This window comes from Variovorax sp. P1_H2, assembly GCF_056405295.1.
Genome location: NZ_JBFUCJ010000029.1, coordinates 36,190 through 61,648, shown reverse-complemented (window position 1 = coordinate 61,648; position 25,459 = coordinate 36,190). Strand labels below are relative to the sequence as shown.

The window sequence follows — 25,459 nt, the reverse complement described above, 5'->3', positions numbered from 1 at the left end:
GAAGAACACGGCGCAGATCGTCACGCTGTTCGCGCTGTCGAATTTGTGGATGGCGCGGCGAAAGTTGATGGAGGTCAGGGGATGAGTGCCTCTGGGAGGCCCGAAACGGGCCTGCAGGGCGGCCAAAGCGGCGGCCCCGCGCGGCAAATCGTTGCCGAGCTTGCTCGATCGAGTCATCTGGTTGCGTCGGCATCACCTTATTCATTCAGCCGTGACTGCAAATCGTGTTCTGCAGACCATCCCTAGAAAGAATCGTCGCGCAGAAAGTCCAAGACTCAAGCGCATTCCGTGGTGGCAAACACATGCGCGCAACAACCCCGTCGTGATGCTCACTGCGGCTTCGCTGACTTGTGGCGGTCTCTTGTTAATGGGCTTCTTCCTTCGCATCGGGTTCATGCCCGACATCGATCTTGCAAGTTCGACGGGGTTGCTCTTGGCGATCGCGTTGGTAGGATTGAGCACGGTTGCTGCAACGGCCTTCATCATTGTTCTCCCTGGTGTGATGACCCGCTACGCGGTAGATGAGGCTTCAATTGAATTTGATCGCTGGGCGCTTGCTGCCGTGGCCCTGCCATGCGCGGTATTTTTGCTGGCGGTGGTAGCGCGCGTCGTTTGGGAGAAGGCGCTGCCATGGGTAACTGTGCATGTCCTCTTCGGCGCTTTTATCGTGTTGGCTCTGCTCGGTGCCGGTGGCCTTTCTGCCAAGATTTCTCACGCGGCCAAGGGCGCTGGCAACCGTTTTCCTTGGATGCAGTTCGCCGGCCGCGCTTGGGCACTCTGGTGCGCCGCATTCATGTGGTTGCTCGGGATATCCATAGCACTTTGGTTTGCGCTGAGTGTCGCCAAAGACAGCGCCCATCCTGACTGGCAGATCGTCTGCGTGGTCTCTGCGTGGCTTTTCTTCATCATGGGCCTTAACTCCATGACGGCACGCCAGTCCAGGTCGCGTGCCTGGCGTGTTGGACTGATCAGTGGCCTGTTGGGCCTCGTCATTCTCGTGGTGCTGACCGGAAGCTACACAACCGTTTCGGCGGCGGCGGTTCGTCTACTGGGCTTTGGCGAGATTAGGAATGTTGATCTCATTGTGAAGTCTCAAACCTGCCAGGCTCTGCGTTTGACCGCAACGACAGGGCTTCGATGCGCGGGCGGAGGCGACGATACGAACGGGATTCTGCGCAACGTCATTTTGCGCTCGCGCATCGGGGGGCAGATTCTGGTGGAAGCTGAACGTCTCGCGCAAGACGAGACGTCGTTGTCGCATGGCGCGCGTGTTGTCCTCAGAAAGGAAGATGTCGTGATGTGGACGTTGCGTAACGTGCTGCCGACCGCCAAGCAGTCTAGCCAAGTCGAGACGGAATCAGAGCCTTCTCATTAGATCCGGTGCACGCCCGCGGACTTCAAAGCGCGCAAGACGATCGAGAGGCAGATCCGGTCACGACGTTCACGCGCAGCGGCGCGAATGAGTAACACCGCGACCGACACGCTGGCGATGGCCGGCGCCACGGCGCGGAGTACAAGATCCGGCATCTCCAAATGCGGGTCATCTAACGCGTGAACTCTCCATCACGCTGCTGGATGGAACTCCAGATCAGGGAAATGACGCAGCGGCCTTCCAAAGGCCAAGGTACGCAGTTGCCTTTTCCTTCGCGATGGCGGCGCTGCTGCGCTCGATCGACGCGGGCGATTTCTTCGCAAAGTCCGCGATCGACTGGGACAGGTTCCAGACCTCCGCACGATCGATCAGCAGCAGGCGGTCGTGCAAAGACTTGTCGCGTGCGAGGCGGACCTCCAGGGGGCGCGACGCCTTGTACTGCGCCTGCCAGCGGCTGACCGCCGGCGCGAGGCTCGACTTGGTCCCAGCGCGATCGCCGAGGATGCGGATTTGAACGCCTTCCCGCGCAGAGATCGCGATGTCCGTCAGCGCCGTCGCGTTGACATAGGGATCGACGATCAGGATCTCGCTTCTGGCCGAACCCACGACCTTCGCCAGTTCGACAAACACCTGGAAGGGCGAGTGGGTGGCGATGAACGCGCCGCTTGACGCCTCTGCGCTGGAAGACTCGGCGCGCGGCAAGGCGCGATCGAGCATCGATGCGAGGCCATGCCTGGGCGCGATACCAAGAAGGCTGGGTCGCTGGGCCGCCGGGCGACGGCGTTTCAATCCCGTTGCGGCGAGGGCGACCCGGTGGGCCGGGCCGTTACGCGAGTTCACGAAGACCTGCACCGTTCCGCCGTAGACGGCGATGGCGATGCTGGAGGGTTGACTATGATTCGAAGTAGCCATGATGTGCGTTTCCTTCCAAGGGGCACGTTGTGGTCAGAGCCTCGTTGGTGTTGGCGCACCTTCGGGGCTCGTCTTTTTGCCTCAGATGGATGTCCTGGAACTTCATGACATCCCGCCCTGCGGCGCGGCGTTGTTCGCTCGGTGCTCTGGGGTGGCAGCGGATCTCCTTTCCTGCATGGGTGTGGCGTGAGCACAGCCATTTCACCGCGAGCGGTGGTGGAGCGAACTGAGACCGTTCGGAAGGAGGGATGTGAATGATCCGAAAGTGTCGTCGCGTGCGCCGCAACGCATCGGTGATTTCGGTGGGCGCAAGGCACAGAGCGTGCTGCGCGCCGCCGGCGCATCGATCTGCCGCGCTCAGGCGAACAGGCGCCCGTGGCCTGGCGAGCGCGCATCCAGCCCGGCGCTGCGCACCAGCTCCCGGAAGCCCGCGGGCGAGCTCGAGACCACGGGCACGCCGTGCCGTGCCTCGACCTCGCGCACCGCGTCGAGCGTGACCAGTCCGCMGCACGAGATCAGGATGCCGTCGGCGCCCGGGCTGGCCTCGAAGACCGTCGTGCACAGGTCGACCAGCACATGGGTCGGCACGGCGCCGACCGCCTGCACGTCGGAGATCGACAGCCCCTGCAAGGCCAGCGGCTCGAAGTCGCTGTCCTGCAGGTAGCGGCGCAGCTGCAGGTTGACCTCGTCGATGTAGGCGGTGGCCACCGCGACCCGCCGCACGCCCAGGCTGCGCAGGCCGCCGACGATGGCGTCGCTCATCGTGCTGCAGGGCAGGCCGGTGGCGCGCGCCATTTCGGTCTGCAGCTGCCGGTTGAAGTCGGCGCCCCGGAAGAAGCTCAGCGAGGTGCCCATGAGCGAGACGGCGCCGACGCCGAGGGCGGCGAGCTCGACGGCCTTCTCGATCACCGAATCGATCACCTCGGTGTAGCCGCGCGTCGAGATCTCGCCCAGGCCGAGCCCGCGCGCGCTGAAGCGGATGCGCTCGCCGTACAGCAGCGGGCCGTCGACCGGCACCGCGCCGGCGGCCGGCGGCACGATCAGGCCCAGGTGGGGTTGCGCCATGGTCAGCTCCCTTCCGCCACGATGCGCTGCTCGGTGATGATGCGCTTCCAGCGCGCGTTCTCGTCGATCAATTCCTTGCGCAGCTGCGCGGGCGTGGCGTAGGCCCGCAAGGTGCCTTGGGCGGCGGCCGCGGTGGCGGCCTCGGGGGTGTCGAGCACGGTCTTCACCGCGGCCGCGAGCTTGTCGACGATCTCGTCCGGCGTGCCGGCCGGCGCCAGCAGGAAGAGGCGCGGTGCGACGTCGAAGCCCGGCAGCGCATCGGCCAGCGGCACCACGCCGTCGGCGGCTTCGAGCCGCGCGGTGTTCATCAACGCCAGCGCGCGCAGCTTGCCGGCCTTGGCTTGCGCCATGCCGGCCGTGGCGCTGACGACGCCGATCGGCACCTGCCCGCCGACCACGTCGGGCACGATCTGCGCGGCGCCACGGTACGGCACGTGCACCACGAAGCTGCCGGTGGCCTGCTTGAGCATCTCGAAGCCCAGGTGCTGCACGGTGCCGACGCCCGAGGTGGCGAAGGAATAGCGCCCCGGATGGGTCTTGAGCTCGGTCACCAGCTCGGCCGGCGTGCGGGCCGGGAAGTCGTTGCCGGTGACGATCATCAGCGGCGAGACGAAGGCGCCGGCCACCGGCTTGAAGCTGGTCAGCGGGTCGATCGCGATCTTCGGCTGCAGCAGCTTGGCGATCAGCATCGCGCTGTCGCCCATCATCAGCGTGTAGCCGTCGGGCGCGGCCTTGGCGACCAGGTCGGCCGCGATCATGCCGGTGGCGCCGGCGCGGTTCTCGACCACCACCTGCTGGCCGAGCACCGCCGGCAGGCGCGCGCTCAGGATCCGCGCGGCCGCATCGACGCCGCCGCCCGCCGAGTAGCCCACCACGAGGCGGATCGGCTTATCGGCGTACTTCTGGGCCCAGGCGGCGGTCGTGCCGAATGCGCCCGCCAGGCCGAGGGCCAGTGCCAGGGTTCCCGTGCGCAGCGCACGCCGGCGTGAGGGTCGAATCGCTGGTCGTCTCTGTTTCATCGTGTCTCCGTTGTGCTTTCTAACCCGATGCTTGTGCTGGCGCTTCAGGCTTTGCCTTTGCCGTGGGAGGTCGGTAGTTTCGCCAACTCTCGCACCCGCTCGGCATTCGGAGCGAAGCCCAGCCCCGGCGTCTCGGGCAGCGTGAGCCAGCCCTGGTCGGGCACCGGCAGGCCGTCGAAGATCTGCTCGAGCATCTTCACCGCCACGTAGTGGTATTCGACCATCCCGCCGTTGGCGACGCCCGCGTGCAGGTGCATGTTGTGGAAGGGCCAGGCCCCGCCGTTGTCGATCGGCACGTTGAAGGCCTGCGCCATGCCGGCGATCTTCAGGCACTGCGAATAGCCGCCCGAGATGGTCGCGTTGGGCTGCAGCACGTCGGCCGCCTGGTTCACCAGCAGATCGCGGAAGCGGAAGGACAGCCCCTCGTTCTGGCCGCAGGCGAGCGGGATCGTGGTGCGCGCGCGCAGCTGCGCCATCTGGCGCACGTCGTTCTGCGTCAGCGGCTCCTCGAAGAAGCTGATGCCGTAGGGCTCGATGCGCCGTGCCAGGTCGCTGGCATGGAACAGGTCGAGGCCGCAGTTGGCGTCGACATAGAGCTTCACGTCGGGGCCCACGGCCTCGCGCACCGCCGCCACCCGGCGCACGTCCTCGTCGATCACTTCGTCGATCGGCCGCGGCTCGTCGCGGCGCGCCAGCGCATGGCCGCCGACGGTCATCTTGAGGCGCCGGAAGCCCTGCGACACCCAGAGCTTCGCGGCCGCGGCGAGTTCGTCGCGCTCGAAGAAGCCGAAGCCGAAGGTCGCGTAGACCGGGACCCGCGAGCGCGCGCCGCCCAGCAGTCGCCACAGCGGCTGGCCGAGCGCCTTGGCCTTGAGGTCCCACAGCGCGATGTCGAGCGCGGCGATGGCATGGCTGGCGTAGCCGGTCTGCCCGCGCGGCGACAGCAGCCAGTAGAGCTTTTCCCAGAGCCGCTCGGTGGCCATCGGGTCTTCGCCGATCAGCGCCGGGCCGGCCACTTCGCGCACCGCGGCGGCGATGATTTCCTCTTCGGTGATGGCGGTCATGCCATGGCCGACGAGGCCGGTGTCGGTCTCGATCTCGGTCAGGCAGAGCGACAGCGAGGTCTTTTTGTCGAGGCCCAACACGTCGATGGTGACCGGGATGTTCAGCGGCGTGGCGCTGACGCGGATGATCTTCAAGAAATGTCTCCTTGGCTTGTTCGGCTTCGCGATTCTTGACGCGCGGGCCGAGGAGAACAATTCGTTTGTGGCGGGCGCGAGGCTTCGCGTTTCGCGAAGGCTCAGGCCGGCGCCGGGCCGCCAGCGCGGCGAGGTCAGCGGGGCAAGCAGCTACTGAGCCCGACGCGAGGTCCGAGCGCCCACCGAGCGCCGTCAAGCGACGGTCGCGACGGCCTGCCGAATCTTTTTAACAGCCAGCCGAAGTTGGCCACCTGTTGAAAACGGGGACTAGCAGTTTCCTTTTTTTGCCTGTCCTGGCGGGCATTGCTTTCCGTACCCGCCGCCTGAATTGCCTGGGGCCTCGGGGTAGACAACACACCCCCCGAGCATGGCCGTTGCGAAGAGTGCTGCGACTAGCTTCTTCATGGAATGTCCTTTTGCATCGTTGGAATTCGAGCATAACTGCCGTGTTTTGAGATCGCGCCAGCAGCGTTGCAACGACGCCGCGATCTGCATGCGGGCCCTTGCTCGGAGCGTTTGCGCGTGTACAAAATGTGAGCTATTCCCATATTCCATCTTGGAGATAGAAAAATGAAAACCTTCGCCTGCATACGTGCCGCGTTATCCGCGGTAGTGCTGGGTTCCCTCCTGGCCTGCGGCGGCGGCGGCGGCGGCGGGGGCTCGATTCCCGTCGGCGCGACCCCTACCCCCACCGCCGAGAAAGGCACGCTGCGGCTGGCCATGACCGACGCGCCGGCCTGCGGCTATGACGCCGTCAACGTGACCGTCACCAAGGTACGCGTCCACCAGGCCGCCAATGCGGCAGAAAGCGAAGCTGGTTGGCAGGACCTGGCGGTGGACCCGCCGGCGCGCATCGACCTCTTGTCGCTGACCAACGGTGTGCTGTTCGAACTCGGGCAATTGCCACTGCCGGTGGGCAAATACACCCAGCTGCGCCTGGTCCTGGCTGAGAACGGCGGCAGCACGCCGCTGGCCAATTCGGTCATTCCCACTGGCGAAAAGGAAATCGCGCTGAAGACGCCCAGCGGCCAGGAATCGGGCTTGAAGGCGAATGCCAGCATCGATGTGGCGGCCAACCAGATGGCGGACTTCGTGATCGACTTCGACGCCTGCAAGTCAGTGGTGAAAGCCGGCAAGTCCGGACAGTACCTGCTCAAGCCGGTACTGAGCGTGGTGCCGCGCCTGGTCTCTGGCGTGCTTGGCTATGTGGACGTCGGCCTGGTCGATCCGAGGACCAGCGTTTCGCTGCAGCAGAACGGGGTCATCGTCAAGGCGACGGTGCCGGACAGCACGGGTAAGTTCCTGCTGCAGCCGGTGCCTGCCGGAAGCTATCACCTGGTGCTGACGGCGCCCGGCCGCTCCACCGCGGTGGTGACCGGCGTGCCCGTCGCCGCCGAAACCGTGACCGCGCTCAATGCGTCGACGTCGGCGCTCGCCGTGTCCACTTCGCCGACGGCCACCCTGTCCGGCGCCGTGAGTACCGCGAGCTCGCCGATCGAGGCGCAGGTGCGTGCCCTGCAGCCGCTGTCCGGCGGCCCGACCATCGTCGTGGCCGACCGTGCGGCGGACGGCGACACAGGCGCCTACACCTACGCGGTGCCGGTGAATGCGCCGCTGGTGGCGCCCTACGCAGTCGCGCCGACGGCGCTGAACTTTGTGCCGAACACGGCTGCGGCTGGCAAGTACGTGGTGGAAGCCAGCGGGGCCGGCTCGGTGAAGACGGCGTCCTCGCCGACGCTCGCGGGGGACGCAACCTTCGCGACCAACTTCACGCTGCCCTGAGTTGACTTGAGCGGCGAAGTGGGGAGCGTGGGGGCCAGTCAGGCCGGGTCCGGGGTTCGAAGGTGCTCCAGCACCGAGCGCGCCGCCGCCGTCAGGTCCTGCTCGCGCCGCACGCACAGCAGGTGCTGGCGCACCGCCCAGGGGGCGTCGAGCCGCAGGCAGCGCAGGCGCAGGATCTGCAGCTGGGGCAGGATCGCCGCGAAGGGCAGCACGCCGATGCCGACGCCTTGCTCGACCATGCGGCACACCATGTCGAAGCTGCCGACCTGCATGCGGACCTTCAGCGGCACCTGCGCCTCGAGCGCGGCGCTCAGCAGCACGCGGTGCAGCGCCGTGCCTTCGCGGACCACGATATGGTCGTGGCGCAGCACCTCGTCCACGCCGATGCGCCGGCGCCGGGCCAGCGGATGGTCGCGTCCCACGACCACGGCCAACTCGTCGTTGCGGTAGGCCAGGCATTCGAGCCCCTCGGCCGGCGTCTGGCCCTCGATCACGCCGATGTCGGCCAGTCCGCCGAGCACCGCCTTGACCACCTCGGTGCTGGCGCGCTCCTGCAGGTCGATCTTGAGCACCGGGTGCAGCCGCAGGAAGGAGCCGATCTGCGCCGGCAGGAACTGGGCGATGGTGGAGGCGTTGGCCGTGATGCTGACCACGCCCGTCACGCCGTTCTGGAAGTCGTCGAGCTCGGCGCCCAGCCGGTCCATGGCCGACAGCACGGCGCGCGCATGCAGCAGCAGGCCGTGGCCCGCGGAGGTCAGCGTGACGCCGCGCGCATGGCGCACCAGCAGCGGCAGGCGGGCCCGCGCCTCGAGGTCGGAGATGCGCTTGCTGGCGGCGGCCAGCGCGATGTGGCAGCGCTTGGCACCCTCGCTGATGCTGCCGTGGTCGGCCACGGCGACGAACAGGCGCAACGATTTCAGGTCGGCTGACATCGGGTCAGCGAGATTCCGCCGGCTGTGCGAGATAGTCGAAGAGTTCGCGCGCGGACGCAGGCAACTGCTCGCGGTTGCGGGCGATGATCTTGAGTTCGCGCTCGGCCCAGGCATCGGTCAGCGGCAGGGTCTTGATGCGCAGCGCGCGCGACAGGCGCCGTGCCGACGAGGCCGGCAGCACGCCGACGCCGACGCCGGCTTCGATCATGAGGCAGATGGCCTCGAAGCTGCCGACCTGGATCCGCGGTGCGTAGCCGCGGCCGGCGAGCTCGGCCTTGCGCAGCAGGAAGCGGTGGATCGCGCTGCCATGGTGGAGCCCGACGTGCTGCTCCTCGAGCGTGTCGACGAAAGCCATCGCGCTCGCCTCGGCGAAGCGATGGGCGGCCGGCACCACCAGCACCAGCTGGTTGCGGCCGAAGGGGCGGGCATCGAAGTCGCCGGTGTGGACGTCGCCCGCGAGGATGCCGATGTCGGCGCCGCCGTCGGCCACCGAGCGCACGATCTCCTCGCTGAGGTATTCGCGCAGGTCGACCTGCACTGCCGGATGCTGCGTCAGGAAGCCGGCCAGCTTCTCGGGCAGGTACTCGGTGATCGAGGTGGTGTTGGCGAACACCCGCACGTGGCCCTTGATGCCCTTGCCGAAGTCCTGCATGTCGATGCGCAGGTGCTCCATCTGCTGCATCACGCGCTTGGCGTGGTAGAGCAGGGCCTCGCCCGCGGCCGTGAGGTTCACGCCCTGGGCGGTGCGGTGCAGCAGCTTGCCGCCGATGGCTTCTTCCATCTGCTTGATGCGGGTCGAAGCGGCCGCCAGCGAGATGCAGGCCTTGTCGGCGCCGCGCGTCAGGCTGCGGGCCTCGGCGACGAAGGCGAAGAGCTTGAGATCGAAAAGGTCGAAATGCAGGTTCACGGGCGGATTGTCCCGCTAAATCCGCCGAGGCCGCGAACGCTCAAATGGGGTCCCAGCTGAAGACGTCGGCCGAGCGGTCCAGGGGGTAGAAGCTCGCGCGCATCGCCGGCATCGCGTGCTCGGCGATGGTCTGCGGCGTCCAGCCTTCGGAGCGGTGCACCGAGCGCACCGGCCGCGGCTGGCTGATCAGCGAGATCTCGTTGTTGCGCACCGAGAAGATCTGGCCGTTGACCTCGTGCGCCGCATCGCTGGCCAGGTAGACCGCCAGCGGCGCGATCTTCGATGGCGTCATCTGCTGGATCTTGGCCACGCGCGCCTTCTGCTCCTCGGTGTCGGTCGGTATGGCGCCGATCATCCGGCTCCATGCGAAGGGCGCGATGCAGTTGGAGCGCACGTTGAACTTCAGCATGTCGAGCGCGATCGACTTCGACAGCGCCGCGATGCCGAGCTTGGCGGCCGCATAGTTGGCCTGGCCGAAGTTGCCGATCAGGCCCGAGGTCGAGGTCATGTGCACCATCGCGCCCGAATTCTGTTCCTTGAAGAAGGTTGCCGCCGCCCGGCTCACGAAGTAGCTGCCGTACAAGTGCACCTTGATCACCGAATCCCATTCGTCGACCGACATCTTGTGGAAGAAGCGGTCGCGCAGGATGCCCGCGTTGTTGACCACCGCGTCGATGCGGCCGAAGTTGTCGACCGCGCACTGCACGATGCGGGCTGCGGCAGCGGCATCGGCCACGCTGTCGGTGTTGGGCACGGCCTCGCCGCCGAGCGCATGGATCTCGTCGACCACCTGCTGCGCCGGCCCGGCACTGTGGCCGGCGCCGTCGACCGCGGCGCCGATGTCGTTGACCACCACGCGGGCACCGTGCCGCGCCATGGCCAGCGCGATGTCGCGGCCGATGCCGCCTCCTGCGCCGGTGACCAGAACCACTTTGCCTTCGACCATCGGATCTCTCCAGAAGCTTGCGTGCGGAATAGCCCCCGCAGAATGCCACGGCCGGCGCTGCCCGTGCTTCGGCATTCCGAAAGAGGGGCTTCGGCCCGGGCTAGGCGGAGCGTTCGCGCAGCACCAGCGTCTGAACGGCCACGCCGATCGGTCCCTGTTCGTCGTAGAGCCGCGAGAGCGTGGTGCCGGCGCCGCTGGTGTCGGCCTGGGTTTCCGACGAGAGGCCGATCCATTCGCCCACCGGCTGGCGGTGCAGGTGCAGGTTCAGGTCGGCATTGGAGAACAGGAACCGATCGGGCGGCAGCACCCAGCTGAGGCCGTTGCCGAAGTCGGCCGCGGCGGCGGCGCGCATCGCGGGTGAGTTGGGCGCCCCCCGCACCATCGGCACCGCGAGCCGGAACCAGGCCGCGCCGGGACCCGGCCGCGAGACGTCGCCCTGGGCCGCCAGGGTGTCGACCGCCGTGGCGTAGAACGAGATGCCCTCGGGCAGGCCCGGGATGCGCAGCGGCTCGCTGCAATCGCGCGGCAGTGGAAGCAGTCGCGCAGGCGACGGCCCGGGCAGGCCATCGGGCAGGGCCAGCGCCTGGCCGCGCAGCATGAGCGCATGGCCGCGTGCCACCAGCGTTTCGCCGGCGAGCAGGTCGATCGTCAGGCGCGTGGTCGAACGTGCGGACTGCGTGCTGCAACGGGTGGCCAGCGGCGCGACCGGCACCGGCTTGACCAGCTCGACGGTCAGGCGCACAAGCTGCCAACCGGGCTCGGCCATGGCGCTCTCGGCCACATGCGCCATCAGGGCGCTGGGCGCGCCGCCGTGCTGGGCGCGGGGGTCCCAGGGGCCGCGCGCGAGTTCGCTGGGTTGCCAGACCTCGCCCTCGCGCGTGAAGACGGCGGCGCGGCGTTCGGATGCGGTCGCGGAGTGATTCATCGCCGCATTGTTACCGCAGCTGGTGCTTGAGCAGCTTGCCCGTCGCCGTGCGCGGCAGGGTGTCACGGATTTCATAGGTGCGCGGGATCTTGTAGCGCGCCAGCTGCGGCTTGAGGTGTTTGCGCAAGGCGTCGGTGTCGAGCACCCGCCCGGCGCGTGGCACCACCACCGCCGTCACCGTCTCGCCCCATTCCGGATGCGGCCGGCCGATGACGGCGACGTCCTGCACGTCGGGATGCATCGCCAGCACGTCCTCGACCTCCTTCGAGTAGACGTTCTCGCCGCCGGTGACGATCATGTCGCGCAGCCGGTCGACGATGAACAGGTAGCCGTCCTCGTCGATCCGCGCCAGGTCGCCGGTGCGGTACCAGCCTTGCGCGTCGAAGGCGGTTGCCGAGGCCTCCGGGTTGTCGAGGTAGCCGGTCATGATCGCGGGCGAGCGCAGGTGGATCTCACCGACCTCGCCGGCGCTGCAGCGCTGCCCATCGGCGCGGCGCACCTCGACGGCGACGCCGGGGACGCCCGCGCGGCCGATCGAGCCCGCCTTGGCAATCGCCTCCTCGGGATAGAGCACCGTGCCCAGCGGGCCGGCTTCGGTCATGCCGTAGACCTGCACGAAGCGATCGCTGCCGTAGCTGTCGGCCAGCTTGCGCGCCATGTCGGCACCCAGCGGGCCGCCGCCGTAGGCCCACATGCGCATGGTGCTGAAGTCGTAGGCCTTGACGTCCGGCACCACCGAGAGCGGCGCCAGGAAGGCGATCGGCGCACCGAAGGTGAACGTGATGCGCTCCTGCGCCAGCGTGTCGAGGAAGGCCTTGGGCGCGTACTCGCGCAGGAACACCGCGCTGCCGCCCATCAGCAAGGTGCCGAGCAGCCAGTTGTTGAGCGGCGACGAATGCCACACCGGCATCGCGATCAGGGTGCGCTCGTTGCGGGTGATCGAGGTGCTGGCGGCTACGCAGACGGCGGCGAGGAACACGTTGGTGTGCGTGTGCAGGCAACCCTTTGGCTTGCCGGTGGTGCCGGAGGTGTAGAGGATCTCGGCCAGCGCATCGCCGGTCGGCGGCGCGTCATCGTCGATCGGCACGGCCTGCTCGAGCAGGTCGTCGAAGGAGGGCATGTCGGCGCCGGCGCTGTCGGTCGAGAGCCATGCGGTGGCATGCGCGATCTTCTGCGCCAGCGCTGCCAGCGCGCCGTCCACCACGCACAGCTTGCTGCCCGAATGGCGCAGCACGTAGTCGACTTCGGGCGCCTGCAGCTTGTGGTTGACCGGCACCACGGCCGCGCCGAGCCGCCAGGCGCCGAACAGCGCGATCGCGAAGCCCGGCGTGTTGAAGCACCACAGCGCAACCCTGTCGCCCGCACCCACGCCTTGGCCACGCAGCACGGTGGCAGCGCGGCGCGTGAGCTCGGCGAACTCGCCATAGCTGAATGAGCGGCCCGCGGCGCGCAGGAACTCCTTGGCCGGCTGCACGCGGGCGTGCTGGTCGAGCACCGTGACGAAATCAGTCATGCGTGCTGTGCCTCACTGCCAGGCCGCGCGCAACAGTGCGGCGGGATCGCTGGTGCCGGCAGTGATGCCCGTCACCGGTCCCCAGTCGGGGTCGAAGCGGCTGCCGATAAAGGCGGCCGAGGCCTCGGGGCTCGCATGCTGGAGCATCAGGCAGGCCTGGGCGGTGAGCACCAGCCGCTGCGTGAAGCGGCGTGCCTGGCGTTCGAGTTCGGCCGGCGGCAGCAGGATCGCATCGCGCAGCGCCTGCGTCTGGGCCCGCAGGCGGGTGTCCTGCGAGGCGACTTCCTGCAGGTGATCGAGCACCCGATGCGCGTCGTTCGGGTTGCGCGAGACGGCGCGCAGCACGTCCAGGCTCATCACGTTGCCCGAGCCTTCCCAGATCGAGTTCACCGGGGCTTCGCGGAACAGGCGACCCATCGGACCGTCCTCGACATAGCCGTTGCCACCGAAGACTTCCATCGCTTCGCCGGTCAGCGCCACCGCGCGCTTGCAGTTCCAGAACTTGGCCGCCGGTGTCATCAGGCGGCGCCAGGCCACGTCCAGCGGCTCGGTGGAGCCGAAGTGCGAGGTCAGGTCCATCGCCAGCAGCGTCGCGGCCTCGGACTCCAGCGCCATGTCGCCGAGCAGCTCGGTCATCACGGGCTGGTCGACCAGGGCCTTGCCGAAGGCGTGGCGGTTGCGCGTGTAGTGCAGCGCCTGCGCGAAGGCCTGGCGGATGAAGCCGGCGCTGGCGAGCGCGCAGTCGAGCCGGGTGTAGGTCGCCATCTCGATGATGGTCGGGATGCCGCGGCCTTCCTCGCCCACGCGCACGCCCCAGGCGTCCTGGAACTCGACCTCGCTGCTCGCGTTGGAGCGATTGCCCACCTTGTCCTTCAGGCGTTGGATATGGATCGGGTTCTTGCTGCCGTCGGGTCGCCAGCGCGGCACGAAGAAGCAGGACGGGCCGTGTTCGTCCGTCTTGGCCAGCACCAGGTGGGCATCGCACATCGGCGCCGACATGAACCATTTGTGCCCGGTGATCAGGAACTCGTCACCCCAGGGGCCCTGGCCTGCAGGCACGGCCCGCGAGGTGTTGCTGCGCACGTCGCTGCCGCCCTGCTTTTCGGTCATGCCCATGCCGACGTTCATCGAGCGCTTGTCGGCGAAGGGCAGATCGCGTTCGTCATACTCCATGGCTCTGAACTTGGGTCCGACGGCGTCGAACAGCGCCGGGTTGAGCCGCACCACCGGGATGCAGGCCTTGGTCATCGTGGTCGGGCAGGTGGAGCCCGACTCGATCTGGCTGTGCATGTAGAGCGAGGCGCCGTAGGCGGTCCAGGCCGAGGGGCGCGGGTCGAAGAAGGGCAGGTTGGCGATGCCGTTGCGCCGCGCGATGATCATCATCGCGTGCCACGAAGGGTGGAATTTGACGAAGTCGATGCGTTCGCCGGTGCGAGAGTGCGTATGCAGGTCGGGCTCGTAGCGGTTGGCGTCCTCGGCGGCACGCAGGGTCGCTTCGGCCCCGTACTCCGCGCCCTGGCGCACCAGCTCGTCGTCGCGCCAGCCGGCGCCGCCGCGCGCCACCGCGCGGCGCAGCGCTGGGTCGCTGGTGTAGAGGTTGTAGTCCTTGAGTTCGGGAACCTGGTTGTCTGGATGGATGCCGGTCATGGTGTGCCTTTCGGAGGTGAATGGGGGTGCGGGCTCAGCCGCCCGCTGGGCGCTTCATCTGGCAGGTGGTGGCTTGCTCGGCCGCCTTGGCATCGACCACCGCCACCTGCTTCCAGCCCAGGCCGGTGTTCTCCTGGTCGTGCACCACGGTCTTGCCGTCGACCTTTTCCCAGCTCAGCACGTAGATCGGCTGCTGGGCCTGGTGGTCGGCACGGCGCATCTCGACCGGGCCGTTGAGGCCCTCGAAGCGCATGCCTTCCATCTTCGCGGCCACGACCGCGGGGTCGGTCGACTTCGTCTCGCGCATCGCCTGCGCCAGCATCACGATCGCGTTGTGGCCCAGGCCGTTGATGAAGTCCTCGTTGACCTGGCGCTTGAAGCCGCCCAGCAGCGGCTGGGACGCCAGGCGCGGGTCGTTCGGGCTGAAGGCCGAGACCAGCTTGACGCGGCCTTCGCCCGCCGCCCCCATGGCGCTCGGCACGCCGAAATTGTTGCCGTTGAGCGTGTAGAAGTCGACGCCCAGGCCGGAATCGCGCGCGGCGCGCACGATCAGTGCCAGGTCGGCGCCGAAGTCGGCCGTGATCACCGTGTCGGCGCCGGCGCGCTTGATCTTCGCCATGTAGGGCGAATAGTCCTTGACCTGGCCCAGCGGATGGAAGTCGTCGCCGACGACCTCGATGTCGGGGCGCTTCTTGGTCAACTGCTCGCGCGCCGCCTTCGAGACCTCCTGGCCGTAGGCGTAGTTGGGGTTCAGCAGAAAGACCTTCTTCACGCCGGGCTGCGTCGCGATGTGCGTCGTCATCGCCGCGACCTTCATGTCGGAATTCGCATCGGTGCGGAAGTGCCAGAAGCTGCACTGCGCATTGGTCATGACGGGCGCCTGCGCGGCATAGTTGAGGTACACGATCTCCTTGCCCGGATTGCGGCTGTTGTGCTTGTCGATGGCGCCAAGCAGGGCGATGCCGACGGCCGAGGAACTGGCGCCCTGCACCACGTAGCGGATGTCTTGCGCCACGATCGAATTGAGCAGGCTCAGCGCCTCCTGCGCGGACAGCTTGTTGTCGAAGGCCACGATCTCGAACTTGGTCGGCCCGGCCCAGCCTTCGTCGTTGGCCATCTTGACCGTGTACTGGAAGCTCTTGAGCACGTTCAGGCCGAGGCCGGCCATCGGCCCGGACATCGCGTCCAGGGAGGCGATCCTCACGGTCGAGGCGGGTTGGGCCGACGCGGCTGCGGCGGCCAGTGCGAGTGCGGCCAGAGCGGTCGAAGCGATGGTTTTCATGGTTGTCATGTCTCCCTTGTCATGGGCCTGCGCGAGGCCGGGACCTGCTGCCTTGCCACTGCAAAATGCAGTCTTGCCAGCTCGAAAAATTCTAGGAACAACGGCCGCCCCAGGTGTTCGGGTTCCGCGACAGGGAGGCCAGGATCACTCGTTCCCCGACTTCTCCCCCGAGGAGGAAGCCGCGCCAGTCGCGCGCTCTCCACACCTCGCAGGCCTTGCAGGAGGCCTTTGTTCGGCTTTTGGTCGAGCGCGGCTACGCGGGCATCACGATCCGCGAGATCGTGATGGTGGCCGGCACCGGCCTGGGCAGCTTCTACGAGTACTTCGCGAGCAAGGAAGACCTGGCGCGCGTCTGCCTGCACCTGCGCTCCAAGGCGCTGCTGCTGGCGATGCAGGACGCCCTCGCGCAACACGCGGACCGCCCGCTGCGCGAGATCGTCGATGCCTTGATCGACTCGCAGATCGAGGCCCATCGCGAGCGCCCCGAGGAGTGGGGCGCGCACTATCTGCTCGAACGCCACCTGTCGGGCGCCGATGCCTATCGCAAGATGTACGAGCGCTTCGTCGACGCTTGGTCCGACGCGCTGGCTGCCGCCTCGGACCTGCCCGCGGGAGGTGCGCTGCGGGACGCTGCGCGGGTGTGCCAGACCGTGATGTACGGACTGGTCTCGCACGTCCACATCAGCGCCGTCGGCGCGCCCGACCTGCAGGCCCTGTCGCGGCAGACCCGCCTCGCCATCAACGCCTACCTCGAGGCCTTGCGCTGAAGCGCGCGGCTCGGCGACCCAGCGGCACGCTGGCTTCCTTCAGCATCCGCAGCACGAAGTGCGGCTTGCTGTGGGGGATGCCGAGGATCTTTTTAGGGTTTCTCGCGCAGCAGGCGCTCGTCGTCGCGGTTGTCGACTTGCGCCCGCCGCCGTGCGGGCCGTTTCACGAGCCTCGTATATCGTTTACCGATAAACGGTATAAAATTGCATGATGGCAGTTCAGTCGTTCTCCTGCGCCGACACCCAGACCCTCTTCGAGACGGGCAAGAGTGCCCGCTTCGCCAATATCAAAGACGTGGCGGTGCGCAAGTTGACCCAGTTGAATGCGGCGCCGACTCTGGGCTTTCTGCGGATGCCCCCTGGCAACGATCTGAAGGAGTACGACGGCGCTTGGCACATCAGGATCAACCAGCAATGGCGCCTGACGTTCAAATGGGGTGACAGCGGCCCCTACGACGTGCTGATCGAAGACCCACACTGACCGGCTTCGCCGGGATTTTTCTAGCAATGGAGTGCGATGATGTTCAAGAACGGAATGCGCCCTGTCCACCCCGGTGAAGTGCTGCGGGAAGACTATCTCAAGCCGCTCAAACTGAGCGCGAACGCGTTGGCGAAGGCGCTGCATGTGCCTGCCTCCCGCATCGGTGACATCCTGTTGGCGCGGCGCGGCGTGACGGCGGATACGGCCTTGCGCTTGAGCCGCTACTTCGGAGGCGATGAAGCCGATGCCAAGGGCTGGCTCAACCTGCAGGCCGAGTACGACCTCAAGACGGCGGCAAAGGCTGACGGCAAGGCCATCGCAAAGGAAATCAAGCCGCGCGCCGAGGAAGCAGAGACCGCATGACGAGGCTCTGCAAGGCCAGGGCCTGCCGGACGACCGAAGAGTTGTCTGTTGATCCTTGGGCTTGGGCCTACCTGGAGGCCGTGCGCCCGGCGCCGTCAGGCGGGCTCGGGGCCCAGTTCGGGATCGTTCCCGACCATCATCAGGCTCAGTAGCTGCGACAGCGCTTCTCGCTGCTGGGCGTCGAACATGCGCAGCAGGTGAAGCTCCGCGGCAGCGTGCTTGGGCATCGCCTCGTCGACCAGGCGCTGGCCTTTCAGGCTCAGCTTGACCTGCACGCCGCGTCCATCCTTCGGATCCGTCGAGCGCTTGATCAGGCCTTCGTGCTCGAGGCGCTTCAACAGGTTCGACAGGCCGCCGGAGGTGAACAACAGGGTCGCCTGCAGGCGCGAGGGAGACAGGCGATAGGGCGGCCCCGACACCCGCAACGTCGCCAGCACCGCGTATTCCTGGTACTTCAATCCGAAGGGCTGCAGTGCGGCGTTGATGGTCCGGAGCACGACCTCTTCGAGACGCAGCAGGCGGCCGACCACCGCCTTGCCGCTGCTGTCGAGGTCGGGGCGCTCGCTGCGCCACTGCCGGATGCCCCGCCCGACCAGGTCGTCCTCGACGGCATGGCCATTCACCGGGACCGGCAGCGCGGCGACGGCTGCGGGCTTCGGTGCTTCATTTCCGTGCTTCATCGACTGGTTCTCCAAGGTTTTGCCTCGCGATCTTAAATGCCTTGCATTTATCTTTTGCGAAAGATAAAGTGCCATCGTCCGTTGCTTGTCCTCATCAGGAGCTTCCATGAACCCCAAGTTCTCACGTTGTCTGGCTGCCGGTCTCGCCGCCACGCTCATGTCGTGCGCCGCGCAGGCCGAAGAGTTGGTGATCGGCATCTTCGGCGGATCGTTCGCGGACGATTCGAAGGCCTGCCACATTGCCGCCTTCGAGAAGAAGACCGGCGCCAAGGTGGCCCTGAAGCTCGGCAGTTCCTCGCAGTTCGCCGCCTCGATCCGGGCCACGGGAGGAAAGTCCGATTTCGACATCGTCTACATCGACAACGCGCTGGCCGCGCAACTCAAGAACGAGAAGCTGCTGGAGGTGATCGACAAGACCCGGCTGGCCAATGCCGGCGAGGTGTCCCCCAAGGCCTTCGACAAGGACGGCCAGTATGTGGTCTTCATGACCGGCGCCACCGTGATCGTCTACGACACCCAGCAGATCAAGACGCCGCCGACCTCGTGGGCCGACCTGTCGAAGCCGGAGTACGCCGGGAAGCTGGCCATCGGCGACATCAGCGGCACCTCGGGCTCGCAGTTGCTGATGGCGCTCAACCGCGCCAAGGGCGGCACGCTCGGCAACATGGATGCGGGCTTCGAGGCCGTCAAGCCGCTGGCCAAGTCGTCGGTGACGCTCTACACCCAGGCCGACCAGATCGTGTCGCTGTTCGAACGCCAGGAAATCGCGATCGCCGTCTGGTACCCGGACCGTGCGGGCTCCGCCATCGACAAGGGCCTGCCCCTGGCCGTGGTCTATCCCAAGGAAGGCGCGGTGGGCATCCTGCCGGCGCTGGTGATCCCGAAGGGCGCCAAGTCGCCGGCGCTGGCGCTCAAGTACATCGACGAGGTGTTGTCCAAGGAGGGGCAGACCTGCTTCGCCGAGCGCAAGTACGCGGGTCCGGTCAACACCCGGGTCGTGCTCAGCGACAAGGCCGCGAAGATCGTTCCCTACAAGGAGAGCTTCGACAATCTGTGGCTGCCCGACCCGGAGGCGGTGGCGAAGTCGCTGCCGGACTGGACCAAGCGCTGGCAACGTGAAGTCGCGCGCTGACGCCTTGAACGCGCCGACACAGGACCCGCCATGCCAGCACTCACGCTCGAGCGTCTCGAAAAGCGCTATCCAGGGCACACGGCCGCCGCTTCGATTTCGCTGGCCGTCAAGGACGGCGAGTTCATTTCCCTGCTCGGCCCTTCCGGCTGCGGCAAGACGACGGTGCTGCGGATGGTGGCGGGGCTGATCCAGCCGACCAGCGGCCGGATCCTCATCGACGGCAGGGACGTGACGCAGCTGCCGACCAACAAGCGCCAGATCGGGCTGGTCTTCCAGTCCTACGCGCTGTTCCCGCACATGAGCGTGTTCGACAACGTCGCCTTCGGCCTCCGGCGCCAGGGCATCGAGGGCAGCGAGCTGAAGCAGCGCGTGGCGCAGGCGCTGGCCAGCGTGCGGCTGGCGTCGTACGGCGACCGGATGCCGCGGCAGCTCTCCGGCGGCCAGCAGAAACGCGTCGCGGTGGCGCGCTCCATCGCGCCGCGCCCGAGCATCCTGCTGTTCGACGAGCCCTTGTCGAATCTCGATGCATCCTTGCGCGACGAGATGCAGATCGAACTCAAGCGCCTGCAGCGCGAAGTGGGCATCACGACCCTGTTCGTCACCCATGACCAGGGCGAGGCGATGTCGATGTCCGACCGGGTCTGCGTGCTCGCGCACGGCGTGGTGCAGCAGTTCGCGACGCCGGAGGAGATCTATCACCGTCCCGCCACCGGATTTGTCGCGGGCTTCATCGGTCGTCCCAATCGCCTCTCCGGCCGTCTGCTGCGCGCGGCCGGCCAGGCGGCGTCGGTACGGATACAGGACGGTCCGGTGCTGGCGGTCGCATCGGCCGACGGCCTCGACGACGGTGCGGCGGTGGATGTGGTGGTGCGCCAGGAGGACCTGCGCTTCGTCGGCCCGCAGGACGGCGCTTCGACCGTCATCGAGGGCCGCGTCGCGCTGCGCTCCTTCGTCGGTTCGCGCGTCCAGTACGTGGTCGCGCTGGGCGGCGTCGAGGTGATCGCCGAAGCACCGACCAACGGCGCCTACGCAGGGCTGGAGGTGGGCATGGCCGTCCGCATCGCGGTCGAGCCGGAACATGTCCATGTCAACGCGGCACGGGCGCCGGAGGCCGCATGAGCCAAGGGAAGCTCCCGGGTTTCCTGCTGGTCTCGCCGCTGCTGCTGGTCTTGCTGCTGGTGTTCGTGGCGCCGGTCGTGCTGATGGCCCCGTTGAGCCTGCACGAATACGTGCCGGGCACCGGCATCTCGGCCCACTGGACCCTGGCCAACTACACCAGCATCCTGACCGACGCGTACTACCGCGAGGTGGTGGTCCGCACCCTGGTGCTCGGCTTCGGTGTCACCGCGATCTGCCTCGTGATGGGCTACCCGCTGGCCTACTACATCGCCAACGCCGGACCGGCGATGCGGCTGACCCTGACGATGCTGGTGATCTTCCCGATGCTGCTGAACCTGGTGGTGCGCTCCTTCGGCTGGATCGCGCTGCTCGCCAACCGCGGCCTGGTCAACAACCTGCTGATCGACATCGGCCTGATCGAACGGCCGATCAAGATGATGTTCAATCTCTTCGGCCTGCTGGTCGGCATGTCCCACATCTTCCTGCCCTTCATGGTGCTGATGCTGGTGCCCGCCATCCAGGCCATCTCCAAGGACGTCCAGGCGGCGGCCTACACCCTGGCCGCGAGCCGCGCGCGGGTGTTCTGGTCGGTCACGCTGCCGATGAGCGCGCCGGGCATCCTGTCAGGCTCGATCCTGGTCTTCGTGCTGACCATCAGCGCGCTCGTGACCCCGCGCATGCTCGGCGGGCCGACCTACAAGGTGATGGCCACGCTGATCTACGACGACTTCCTGCAGACGCTCGACTGGCCCGCCGGCGCCGCGATGTCGTTCGCCCTGACGGGACTGACGCTGCTGGTCATCGCACTGTCGAGCCGCGTGCTCAGGCGCTGGGGAGGCACGTCATGAACGAAGCGCGTGGACCAGGGCGCGGGCTGGCCACTGCRGCCGTCGGTGTCGTGGTGTTCCTGCAGATTCCCGTGCTGGTCGTGGTGCTCGCGGCCTTCAGCAAGACGGCCTATCTGACGATTCCTCCCAAGGGCCTGACGCTGCACTGGTTCGAGGTGGTGCTGCGCGACCCCGAGTACCTGAGCGCCGCCTGGACCAGCCTCTGGCTCGCCGCCGGGTCGACGGCCGCGGCACTGGTGCTGGGCCTGATCGCGGCCTACGCGATCCATCGGCGCCTGGTGCCGGCCGCGGGCGCGCTGACTTCGCTGTTCATGGCCCCGCTGATCCTGCCCTCCGTGGTGCTCGGCGTGGCCTTGCTGCAGTACTACACGCTCACCGGCACGCGCGGCAATCCGCTCGGGCTCTGGCTGGCTCACGTCGTCATCACGGTGCCCTACGTGGTACGCGCGAGCCTGTCGAGCCTGTCCTCGGTGGACGAGGCGCTCGAAGACGCGGCCCGCGTGCTCGGCGCCGGCGGCTTCACCAGCTTCCGGCTGGTCACATTCCCGCTGGTCAAGCCGGGGCTGGTGGCGGGAGGGCTGTTCGCCTTCATCACCTCGCTCGACAACGTGCCCGTCTCGGTCTTCCTGTTGTCGGCCAGCCAGACGAYGCTGCCCGTGAAGATCTTCACGTCGGTGGAKCAGGGCGTCGATCCCAGCGTCGCGGCGGTCTCGACCCTGCTCATCGTGAGCACCGGCATCGCGCTGCTGCTGGCCGAGCGTTGGACCGGCTTCCACAAACACGTTTGATTCAAGGAGTTCCCCATGCCCGTGACCAGCAGAGGCTTCCCCCTGATGCTGACCTTCGATCTGGACGCCGAGACCATGTGGACGGGGCGCGATCCCGCGAATGTCAAGCGGCCGATCCTCATGTCGCAAGGTGCCTATGGCTGGAAGGTCGGCATGCCGCGCGTGCTCGCGCTGCTCGACCGCTACGGCCTCAAGGCGACCTTCTTCATCCCCGGCGAGGTCGCCGAGCGGCAGCCGGACCTGGTGCGCGAAGTGATAGCCAAGGGCCACGAGGTGGCGCATCACAGCTACAGCCATCGCTGGATCGTGAACCTCAGCCCGGAAGAAGAGCGCGAGGAAATGCGCCGTGGCATGGAGGTGCTCACCGCACTCACCGGCAGTCGACCGCGCGGCTGGCGCTCGCCGGCGGCGGAGTTCAGCAGCATCACGCTCGACCTGATCAAGGAATACGGCTTCGACTATTCGTCGAACTTCTTCGACGACGATTCGCCCTACCTGCTGGAAATCGGCGGCGAGCGCACCGACATCGTCGAGTTGCCGTTTCGCTGGGTGCTCGACGACGCGCCCTTCTTCCAGTATTCGATCGTGCTGCCGGGGCGCACCCTGCAGGCGCCGTCGGCCGTGCTCGAAGCCTGGAAGAGCGAATTCGATGTCCTCTATGCAGAGGGCCGCATGATGATGGTCGGCATGCATCCGGAGATCATCGGGCAGCCGTCGCGCATCAAGGTGCTCGAAGGCCTGATCGAGCACGCGCTCGCGCACGCCGACGTCTGGATCGATCGCTGCGACAGGATCTCGGACGACATGCGTCCACGGCTCCAGGCGGCTGCGCGATGAGCCACGCACAAGCGCCGCGTTTTCTGGTCAGCGGCGCGGCCAGCGGAATCGGCCTGGCCGTGGCGCGCCTGGCGGTGGCGCGCGGTGCGCGCTGCGGCCTGCTGGATCGGGATGAGGCGGCGCTGGCGTCGGCGTCGCAGGCATTGGGCGAGGCCGTCTGGCCGATCGTCTGCGATGTCGCCGATGCGGCTGCCGTGAACGCCGCTGTCGAGGAGGCGGCGAGATGGCTGGGCGGGATCGACGCCGTGGTGAATTCCGCCGGCGTCGACTCGCGCGTGCCGCTCGAGCAGCTGGAGGATGCAGACTGGGCGCGCACGCTGGCGGTCAATCTCACCGGGCCGATGCTGGTCTGCCGCGCCGCATTGCCGCATCTGCGCCGTGCCGGAGGCGGCACGATCGTCAACGTGTCGTCGGCGGCCGGCCTCAGCCCGCTGCTGCATCGCACGGCCTATTGCGCCGCGAAGGCCGGCGTCATCATGTTCGGCAAGGCGCTGGCGATCGAGGCGGCGGTGGATGGCATCCGGGTGAACGCGGTGTGCCCGGGGGCGGTCGATACGCCGCTGTTTCGCTCCAGCTACGAGCACAGCGACGATCCCGCGCGCGAGCTGGATGCGATCCGCCAGCGCTATGCCATGCGCCGCATCGCGGCGCCGGAGGAGCTGGCCGAGGCCGTGCTGTACCTCAGCGGGCCCGGATCCAGCTACATCACCGGCACGGCGCTGGCCGTCGATGGCGGCCGTACCTTCCACTGAGTGCCGGGCCGCCGCATGAAATTCGACAACAGGGTCGCCGTCGTCACCGGGGGTGGCCAGGGCATCGGCGCCGCCGCGGTACTGAACTTCCTGGCCAACGGCGCCCGGGTGGCCGTTCTGGATCTCGACTGTGCGCCATTGGTACAGCAGCTTTGCGCCGTTCCCGGCGCGGCCGGCCGCTGCATCTGCGTGTCGGGGGATTGCACCGATCCGAAGCTCGTGTCGGCATTCTTCGATCGGGCCGAGTCCGGGCTGGGGCCGGTCGACATCCTGTTCAACAACGTCGGACAAAGCGCGCGCGAACGCGGCGGACCCTTCGCCGAATCGGAAGAATCGACCTGGCGCTTCGTGCTCGAGGTCTCGCTGCTGACGGCGATGCGCGCGTCGCGACGTGTCGCGGCGGGGATGCGCGACCGCGGCTTTGGCCGGATCGTCAACATGAGCACCGACGCGGCCTTCGTCGGCGACGTGGGGCTGGCGGACTACGCGGCAGCCAAGATGGGCGTGGTCGGCTTTACCCGCTCGCTGGCGCGAGAGCTGGCGCCGCATGGCGTCACGGTCAATGCGGTTTGTCCCGGTGCGATTCGCACCCGCGCGCACGACCGGCTCAAGCCCGAGGTGCTGGCCAGGATCGTGGCCGATACCCCCGCCGGCTTCATCGGGTCACCCGAAGACGTGGCCGCCGCGGTCAGTTTCCTTGCGGGCGACGACGCCCGTTTCATCACCGGCCAGACGCTGCTGATCGACGGCGGCCGATGGATGGTGTAGGGCCTCTTTACTCAGGATCGGCAATGGATTTGATGAACCGCAGCGCCCGGGAGCTGGCCTCCCTCATCAGGCGCAAGCAGGTGTCCCCGGTGGAAGTGGTGCGGGCGGCACTCGATCGCATCGATGCCCGCAGCGACCTCAATGCCTTCATCACCGTCACGGGCGAACAGGCGATGGCAGCGGCGCGCAAGGCGGAGGCCGAGGTCATGGCCGGTGGCGTGCTGCCGCCGTTGCATGGCATTCCCTATTCGGTCAAGGACTTGACGGCGACGGCGGGGGTGCGGACCACCATGGGCTCGGCGATCTACCAGGACTTCGTCCCGAAGGAGGACGCCGTGGCGGTTGCGCGGGCCAAAGCCGCGGGCGCGATCCTGATCGGCAAGACCACCACGCCGGAATTCGGCCACAAGCCCGTCGCAACGGCACCGATTTTCGGCCGCACGCTGAACCCGATCGATCCGCTCTACACGCCGGGCGCATCGAGCAGCGGCGCCGCCGTGGCTGTCGCCGCCGGCATGGGGCCGCTGGCCTTGGGGACCGATGGCGGCGGCTCGATCCGCATCCCGTCATCGTGCTGCGGCATCGTCGGCCTGAAGCCCACTCTCGGCGTGGTGCCGCATCTCCAGGCACCTGACCTGTTCTCGGTGAATTCCTATGTCGGACCGATGGCGCGCGACGCGGCGGACACGGCCCTCCTGTTCGACGTGATCCGCGGCTTCGATTCGCGCGATCCCTACGGCCAGGGCTCGACGCCTGCGGGGCGGCCGGTGCCGCTCACCCTGAGCGGCTTGAAGGTGGCGTGGCTTCCCACGGCAGGCAATCGGGTCGACCCCGAGGTGGCGCGCATCACCGAGGCCGCCGTGCGGGCGATGGAGCGGGAAGGCGCCATCGTCGAAACCGTCGAGCTCGACTTCGTGGCCCTGGAGCGGCACTTCCTGGTGGTCCTGCAGTCGATGCTGGCCGCCCGCGTGGGCGCCAATCTCGAACGCTTCGGTTCGCGCCTGGACCCGACCTTGATCGACACCGTGCTCAAAGGTCGCCAGCTCGGCGCGGTGGCGCTCAACGAAGCGGGCTTCGCCAGAACGCAATGTTTCGCCAGGCTTCAGGCGCTCTTCGAGACCTTCGACCTGCTGGTGTCGCCCACGCTGTCCGCGCCGCCGCTGCCGATCGACATGGACGTCAGCGGCGAGATCGAGATCGCCGGAAAGCCGGCGGGCACGGTTCGCGGCGCCTGGTATCCCTACACCTATCCGATGAACCTGACGGGGCATCCCGCGCTGTCGATGCCCTGTGGCCGCAGTTCGATCGGACTTCCGATCGGTCTTCAACTGGCCGGCCGCTGGCACGACGACCGCTATCTGCTCGGGATCGCCGCGCTGCTTGAATCACGGCGCGCATGAGGCGTGGCATCGTGCGGAAAAAC

The 25,459-nt window shown here is 67.5% G+C and carries 25 protein-coding genes; 13 read left to right on the top strand and 12 right to left on the bottom strand.

All coding sequences use genetic code 11. From position 1 onward, the window contains the following. The first annotated feature begins 211 nt into the window (after nucleotides 1-211). Nucleotides 212-1,375 carry a hypothetical protein gene (locus AC1D2E_RS12895; RefSeq protein WP_478197770.1) on the top strand — a complete coding sequence of 388 codons (1,164 nt, stop codon included), beginning with the start codon at nucleotides 212-214 and terminating at the stop codon, nucleotides 1,373-1,375. A 213-nt stretch (nucleotides 1,376-1,588) separates the two neighbouring features. On the opposite strand, the gene AC1D2E_RS12890 is transcribed toward AC1D2E_RS12895, so the two are convergent. The 4 genes from AC1D2E_RS12890 to AC1D2E_RS12875 all read right to left on the bottom strand — a co-directional run bounded on the left by AC1D2E_RS12890 (nucleotide 1,589) and on the right by AC1D2E_RS12875 (nucleotide 5,567). Next, a complete protein-coding gene (locus AC1D2E_RS12890; RefSeq protein ID WP_478197769.1) occupies nucleotides 1,589-2,212 on the bottom strand; it encodes a hypothetical protein in 624 nt (207 codons plus the stop codon). A 429-nt stretch (nucleotides 2,213-2,641) separates the two neighbouring features. Next, nucleotides 2,642-3,349: an arylmalonate decarboxylase gene (locus AC1D2E_RS12885; protein ID WP_478197768.1), complete on the bottom strand. Its 708-nt coding sequence runs from the start codon at nucleotides 3,347-3,349 to the stop codon at nucleotides 2,642-2,644. Nucleotides 3,350-3,351: 2 nt separating this feature from the next. Then, nucleotides 3,352-4,368, bottom strand: a complete 1,017-nt coding sequence (locus AC1D2E_RS12880; protein ID WP_478197767.1) for a Bug family tripartite tricarboxylate transporter substrate binding protein — start codon at nucleotides 4,366-4,368, stop codon at nucleotides 3,352-3,354. 44 nt (nucleotides 4,369-4,412) lie between these two features. Next, on the bottom strand, nucleotides 4,413-5,567 hold the full coding sequence (locus tag AC1D2E_RS12875; RefSeq protein WP_478197766.1) for a mandelate racemase/muconate lactonizing enzyme family protein: 1,155 nt from the start codon (nucleotides 5,565-5,567) through the stop codon (nucleotides 4,413-4,415). A gap of 570 nt (nucleotides 5,568-6,137) precedes the next feature. Here AC1D2E_RS12875 and AC1D2E_RS12870 point away from each other — a divergent pair. Continuing rightward, nucleotides 6,138-7,349, top strand: a complete 1,212-nt coding sequence (locus AC1D2E_RS12870) for a DUF4382 domain-containing protein (protein ID WP_478197765.1) — start codon at nucleotides 6,138-6,140, stop codon at nucleotides 7,347-7,349. A gap of 38 nt (nucleotides 7,350-7,387) precedes the next feature. Here the strand turns inward: AC1D2E_RS12870 and AC1D2E_RS12865 are convergent, their stop codons facing one another. From AC1D2E_RS12865 to AC1D2E_RS12835, 7 genes are all read right to left on the bottom strand, one after another. Then, on the bottom strand, nucleotides 7,388-8,281 hold the full coding sequence (locus AC1D2E_RS12865) for a LysR family transcriptional regulator (RefSeq protein WP_478197764.1): 894 nt from the start codon (nucleotides 8,279-8,281) through the stop codon (nucleotides 7,388-7,390). A gap of 4 nt (nucleotides 8,282-8,285) precedes the next feature. Further along, a complete protein-coding gene (locus AC1D2E_RS12860) occupies nucleotides 8,286-9,188 on the bottom strand; it encodes a LysR family transcriptional regulator (RefSeq protein ID WP_478197763.1) in 903 nt (300 codons plus the stop codon). A gap of 40 nt (nucleotides 9,189-9,228) precedes the next feature. Continuing rightward, nucleotides 9,229-10,134: an SDR family NAD(P)-dependent oxidoreductase gene (locus AC1D2E_RS12855; RefSeq protein WP_478197762.1), complete on the bottom strand. Its 906-nt coding sequence runs from the start codon at nucleotides 10,132-10,134 to the stop codon at nucleotides 9,229-9,231. A gap of 100 nt (nucleotides 10,135-10,234) precedes the next feature. Further along, nucleotides 10,235-11,059 (bottom strand): thioesterase family protein, encoded by an 825-nt coding sequence (locus AC1D2E_RS12850; RefSeq protein ID WP_478197761.1) that lies wholly within the window; start codon nucleotides 11,057-11,059, stop codon nucleotides 10,235-10,237. A 10-nt stretch (nucleotides 11,060-11,069) separates the two neighbouring features. Further along, on the bottom strand, nucleotides 11,070-12,572 hold the full coding sequence (locus AC1D2E_RS12845; RefSeq protein ID WP_478197760.1) for a class I adenylate-forming enzyme family protein: 1,503 nt from the start codon (nucleotides 12,570-12,572) through the stop codon (nucleotides 11,070-11,072). Between the two features lie 12 nt (nucleotides 12,573-12,584). Beyond that, complete coding sequence (locus tag AC1D2E_RS12840) at nucleotides 12,585-14,219, bottom strand: acyl-CoA dehydrogenase family protein (protein WP_478197759.1); 1,635 nt, start codon at nucleotides 14,217-14,219, stop codon at nucleotides 12,585-12,587. Nucleotides 14,220-14,253: 34 nt separating this feature from the next. Further along, nucleotides 14,254-15,510 (bottom strand): branched-chain amino acid ABC transporter substrate-binding protein, encoded by a 1,257-nt coding sequence (locus AC1D2E_RS12835; RefSeq protein WP_478197758.1) that lies wholly within the window; start codon nucleotides 15,508-15,510, stop codon nucleotides 14,254-14,256. Between the two features lie 206 nt (nucleotides 15,511-15,716). Here AC1D2E_RS12835 and AC1D2E_RS12830 point away from each other — a divergent pair, with 206 nt between their 5' ends. The 3 genes from AC1D2E_RS12830 to AC1D2E_RS12820 all read left to right on the top strand — a co-directional run bounded on the left by AC1D2E_RS12830 (nucleotide 15,717) and on the right by AC1D2E_RS12820 (nucleotide 17,112). After that, nucleotides 15,717-16,268, top strand: a complete 552-nt coding sequence (locus tag AC1D2E_RS12830) for a TetR/AcrR family transcriptional regulator (RefSeq protein WP_478197757.1) — start codon at nucleotides 15,717-15,719, stop codon at nucleotides 16,266-16,268. A gap of 211 nt (nucleotides 16,269-16,479) precedes the next feature. Continuing rightward, nucleotides 16,480-16,749, top strand: coding sequence for a type II toxin-antitoxin system RelE/ParE family toxin (locus AC1D2E_RS12825; protein ID WP_478197756.1), 270 nt, complete (start codon nucleotides 16,480-16,482; stop codon nucleotides 16,747-16,749). A 39-nt stretch (nucleotides 16,750-16,788) separates the two neighbouring features. Beyond that, nucleotides 16,789-17,112, top strand: coding sequence for a HigA family addiction module antitoxin (locus AC1D2E_RS12820; RefSeq protein ID WP_478197755.1), 324 nt, complete (start codon nucleotides 16,789-16,791; stop codon nucleotides 17,110-17,112). Between the two features lie 95 nt (nucleotides 17,113-17,207). Here AC1D2E_RS12820 and AC1D2E_RS12815 read toward each other — a convergent pair whose 3' ends face one another. Beyond that, nucleotides 17,208-17,900, bottom strand: a complete 693-nt coding sequence (locus AC1D2E_RS12815) for a MarR family winged helix-turn-helix transcriptional regulator (RefSeq protein ID WP_478197754.1) — start codon at nucleotides 17,898-17,900, stop codon at nucleotides 17,208-17,210. On the opposite strand from AC1D2E_RS12815, the gene AC1D2E_RS12810 reads away from it, so the two are divergent. The 8 genes from AC1D2E_RS12810 to AC1D2E_RS12775 are packed head-to-tail and all read left to right on the top strand — an operon-like array spanning nucleotide 17,899 to nucleotide 25,436. Beyond that, nucleotides 17,899-18,924, top strand: a complete 1,026-nt coding sequence (locus AC1D2E_RS12810) for an ABC transporter substrate-binding protein (RefSeq protein WP_478197753.1) — start codon at nucleotides 17,899-17,901, stop codon at nucleotides 18,922-18,924. The genes AC1D2E_RS12815 and AC1D2E_RS12810 overlap by 2 nt on opposite strands. 30 nt (nucleotides 18,925-18,954) lie before the next feature. After that, the gene (locus AC1D2E_RS12805; protein ID WP_478197752.1) at nucleotides 18,955-20,043 is read left to right on the top strand and encodes an ABC transporter ATP-binding protein; all 1,089 of its coding nucleotides are present in this window, start codon (nucleotides 18,955-18,957) and stop codon (nucleotides 20,041-20,043) included. Beyond that, nucleotides 20,040-20,891, top strand: a complete 852-nt coding sequence (locus AC1D2E_RS12800; protein ID WP_478197751.1) for an ABC transporter permease — start codon at nucleotides 20,040-20,042, stop codon at nucleotides 20,889-20,891. Before AC1D2E_RS12805 ends, AC1D2E_RS12800 begins: the two co-directional genes overlap by 4 nt. Further along, a complete protein-coding gene (locus AC1D2E_RS12795) occupies nucleotides 20,888-21,679 on the top strand; it encodes an ABC transporter permease (protein ID WP_478197750.1) in 792 nt (263 codons plus the stop codon). The genes AC1D2E_RS12800 and AC1D2E_RS12795 overlap by 4 nt, the downstream gene beginning before the upstream one ends. Before the next feature lie 15 nt (nucleotides 21,680-21,694). Further along, on the top strand, nucleotides 21,695-22,516 hold the full coding sequence (locus AC1D2E_RS12790; RefSeq protein ID WP_478197749.1) for a polysaccharide deacetylase family protein: 822 nt from the start codon (nucleotides 21,695-21,697) through the stop codon (nucleotides 22,514-22,516). Beyond that, a complete protein-coding gene (locus tag AC1D2E_RS12785) occupies nucleotides 22,513-23,268 on the top strand; it encodes an SDR family NAD(P)-dependent oxidoreductase (protein WP_478197748.1) in 756 nt (251 codons plus the stop codon). The genes AC1D2E_RS12790 and AC1D2E_RS12785 overlap by 4 nt, the downstream gene beginning before the upstream one ends. A gap of 15 nt (nucleotides 23,269-23,283) precedes the next feature. Continuing rightward, the gene (locus tag AC1D2E_RS12780) at nucleotides 23,284-24,036 is read left to right on the top strand and encodes an SDR family NAD(P)-dependent oxidoreductase (RefSeq protein ID WP_478197747.1); all 753 of its coding nucleotides are present in this window, start codon (nucleotides 23,284-23,286) and stop codon (nucleotides 24,034-24,036) included. Nucleotides 24,037-24,059: 23 nt separating this feature from the next. After that, nucleotides 24,060-25,436 (top strand): amidase, encoded by a 1,377-nt coding sequence (locus AC1D2E_RS12775; RefSeq protein WP_478197746.1) that lies wholly within the window; start codon nucleotides 24,060-24,062, stop codon nucleotides 25,434-25,436. Nucleotides 25,437-25,459 lie beyond the last annotated feature (23 nt).

Excerpts from the sequence above, each read along its gene's own strand:
- AC1D2E_RS12880 (WP_478197767.1), bottom strand. The coding sequence starts at position 4,368 with ATGAAACAGAGACGACCAGCGATTCGACCCTCACGCCGGCGTGCGCTG.
- AC1D2E_RS12870 (WP_478197765.1), top strand. The coding sequence starts at position 6,138 with ATGAAAACCTTCGCCTGCATACGTGCCGCGTTATCCGCGGTAGTGCTG.
- AC1D2E_RS12865 (WP_478197764.1), bottom strand. The coding sequence starts at position 8,281 with ATGTCAGCCGACCTGAAATCGTTGCGCCTGTTCGTCGCCGTGGCCGAC.
- AC1D2E_RS12855 (WP_478197762.1), bottom strand. The coding sequence starts at position 10,134 with ATGGTCGAAGGCAAAGTGGTTCTGGTCACCGGCGCAGGAGGCGGCATC.
- AC1D2E_RS12850 (WP_478197761.1), bottom strand. The coding sequence starts at position 11,059 with ATGAATCACTCCGCGACCGCATCCGAACGCCGCGCCGCCGTCTTCACG.
- AC1D2E_RS12845 (WP_478197760.1), bottom strand. The coding sequence starts at position 12,572 with ATGACTGATTTCGTCACGGTGCTCGACCAGCACGCCCGCGTGCAGCCG.
- AC1D2E_RS12840 (WP_478197759.1), bottom strand. The coding sequence starts at position 14,219 with ATGACCGGCATCCATCCAGACAACCAGGTTCCCGAACTCAAGGACTAC.
- AC1D2E_RS12835 (WP_478197758.1), bottom strand. The coding sequence starts at position 15,510 with ATGACAACCATGAAAACCATCGCTTCGACCGCTCTGGCCGCACTCGCA.
- AC1D2E_RS12825 (WP_478197756.1), top strand. The coding sequence starts at position 16,480 with ATGGCAGTTCAGTCGTTCTCCTGCGCCGACACCCAGACCCTCTTCGAG.
- AC1D2E_RS12820 (WP_478197755.1), top strand. The coding sequence starts at position 16,789 with ATGTTCAAGAACGGAATGCGCCCTGTCCACCCCGGTGAAGTGCTGCGG.
- AC1D2E_RS12810 (WP_478197753.1), top strand. The coding sequence starts at position 17,899 with ATGAACCCCAAGTTCTCACGTTGTCTGGCTGCCGGTCTCGCCGCCACG.
- AC1D2E_RS12815 (WP_478197754.1), bottom strand. The coding sequence starts at position 17,900 with ATGGAAGCTCCTGATGAGGACAAGCAACGGACGATGGCACTTTATCTT.
- AC1D2E_RS12805 (WP_478197752.1), top strand. The coding sequence starts at position 18,955 with ATGCCAGCACTCACGCTCGAGCGTCTCGAAAAGCGCTATCCAGGGCAC.
- AC1D2E_RS12800 (WP_478197751.1), top strand. The coding sequence starts at position 20,040 with ATGAGCCAAGGGAAGCTCCCGGGTTTCCTGCTGGTCTCGCCGCTGCTG.
- AC1D2E_RS12790 (WP_478197749.1), top strand. The coding sequence starts at position 21,695 with ATGCCCGTGACCAGCAGAGGCTTCCCCCTGATGCTGACCTTCGATCTG.
- AC1D2E_RS12785 (WP_478197748.1), top strand. The coding sequence starts at position 22,513 with ATGAGCCACGCACAAGCGCCGCGTTTTCTGGTCAGCGGCGCGGCCAGC.
- AC1D2E_RS12780 (WP_478197747.1), top strand. The coding sequence starts at position 23,284 with ATGAAATTCGACAACAGGGTCGCCGTCGTCACCGGGGGTGGCCAGGGC.
- AC1D2E_RS12775 (WP_478197746.1), top strand. The coding sequence starts at position 24,060 with ATGGATTTGATGAACCGCAGCGCCCGGGAGCTGGCCTCCCTCATCAGG.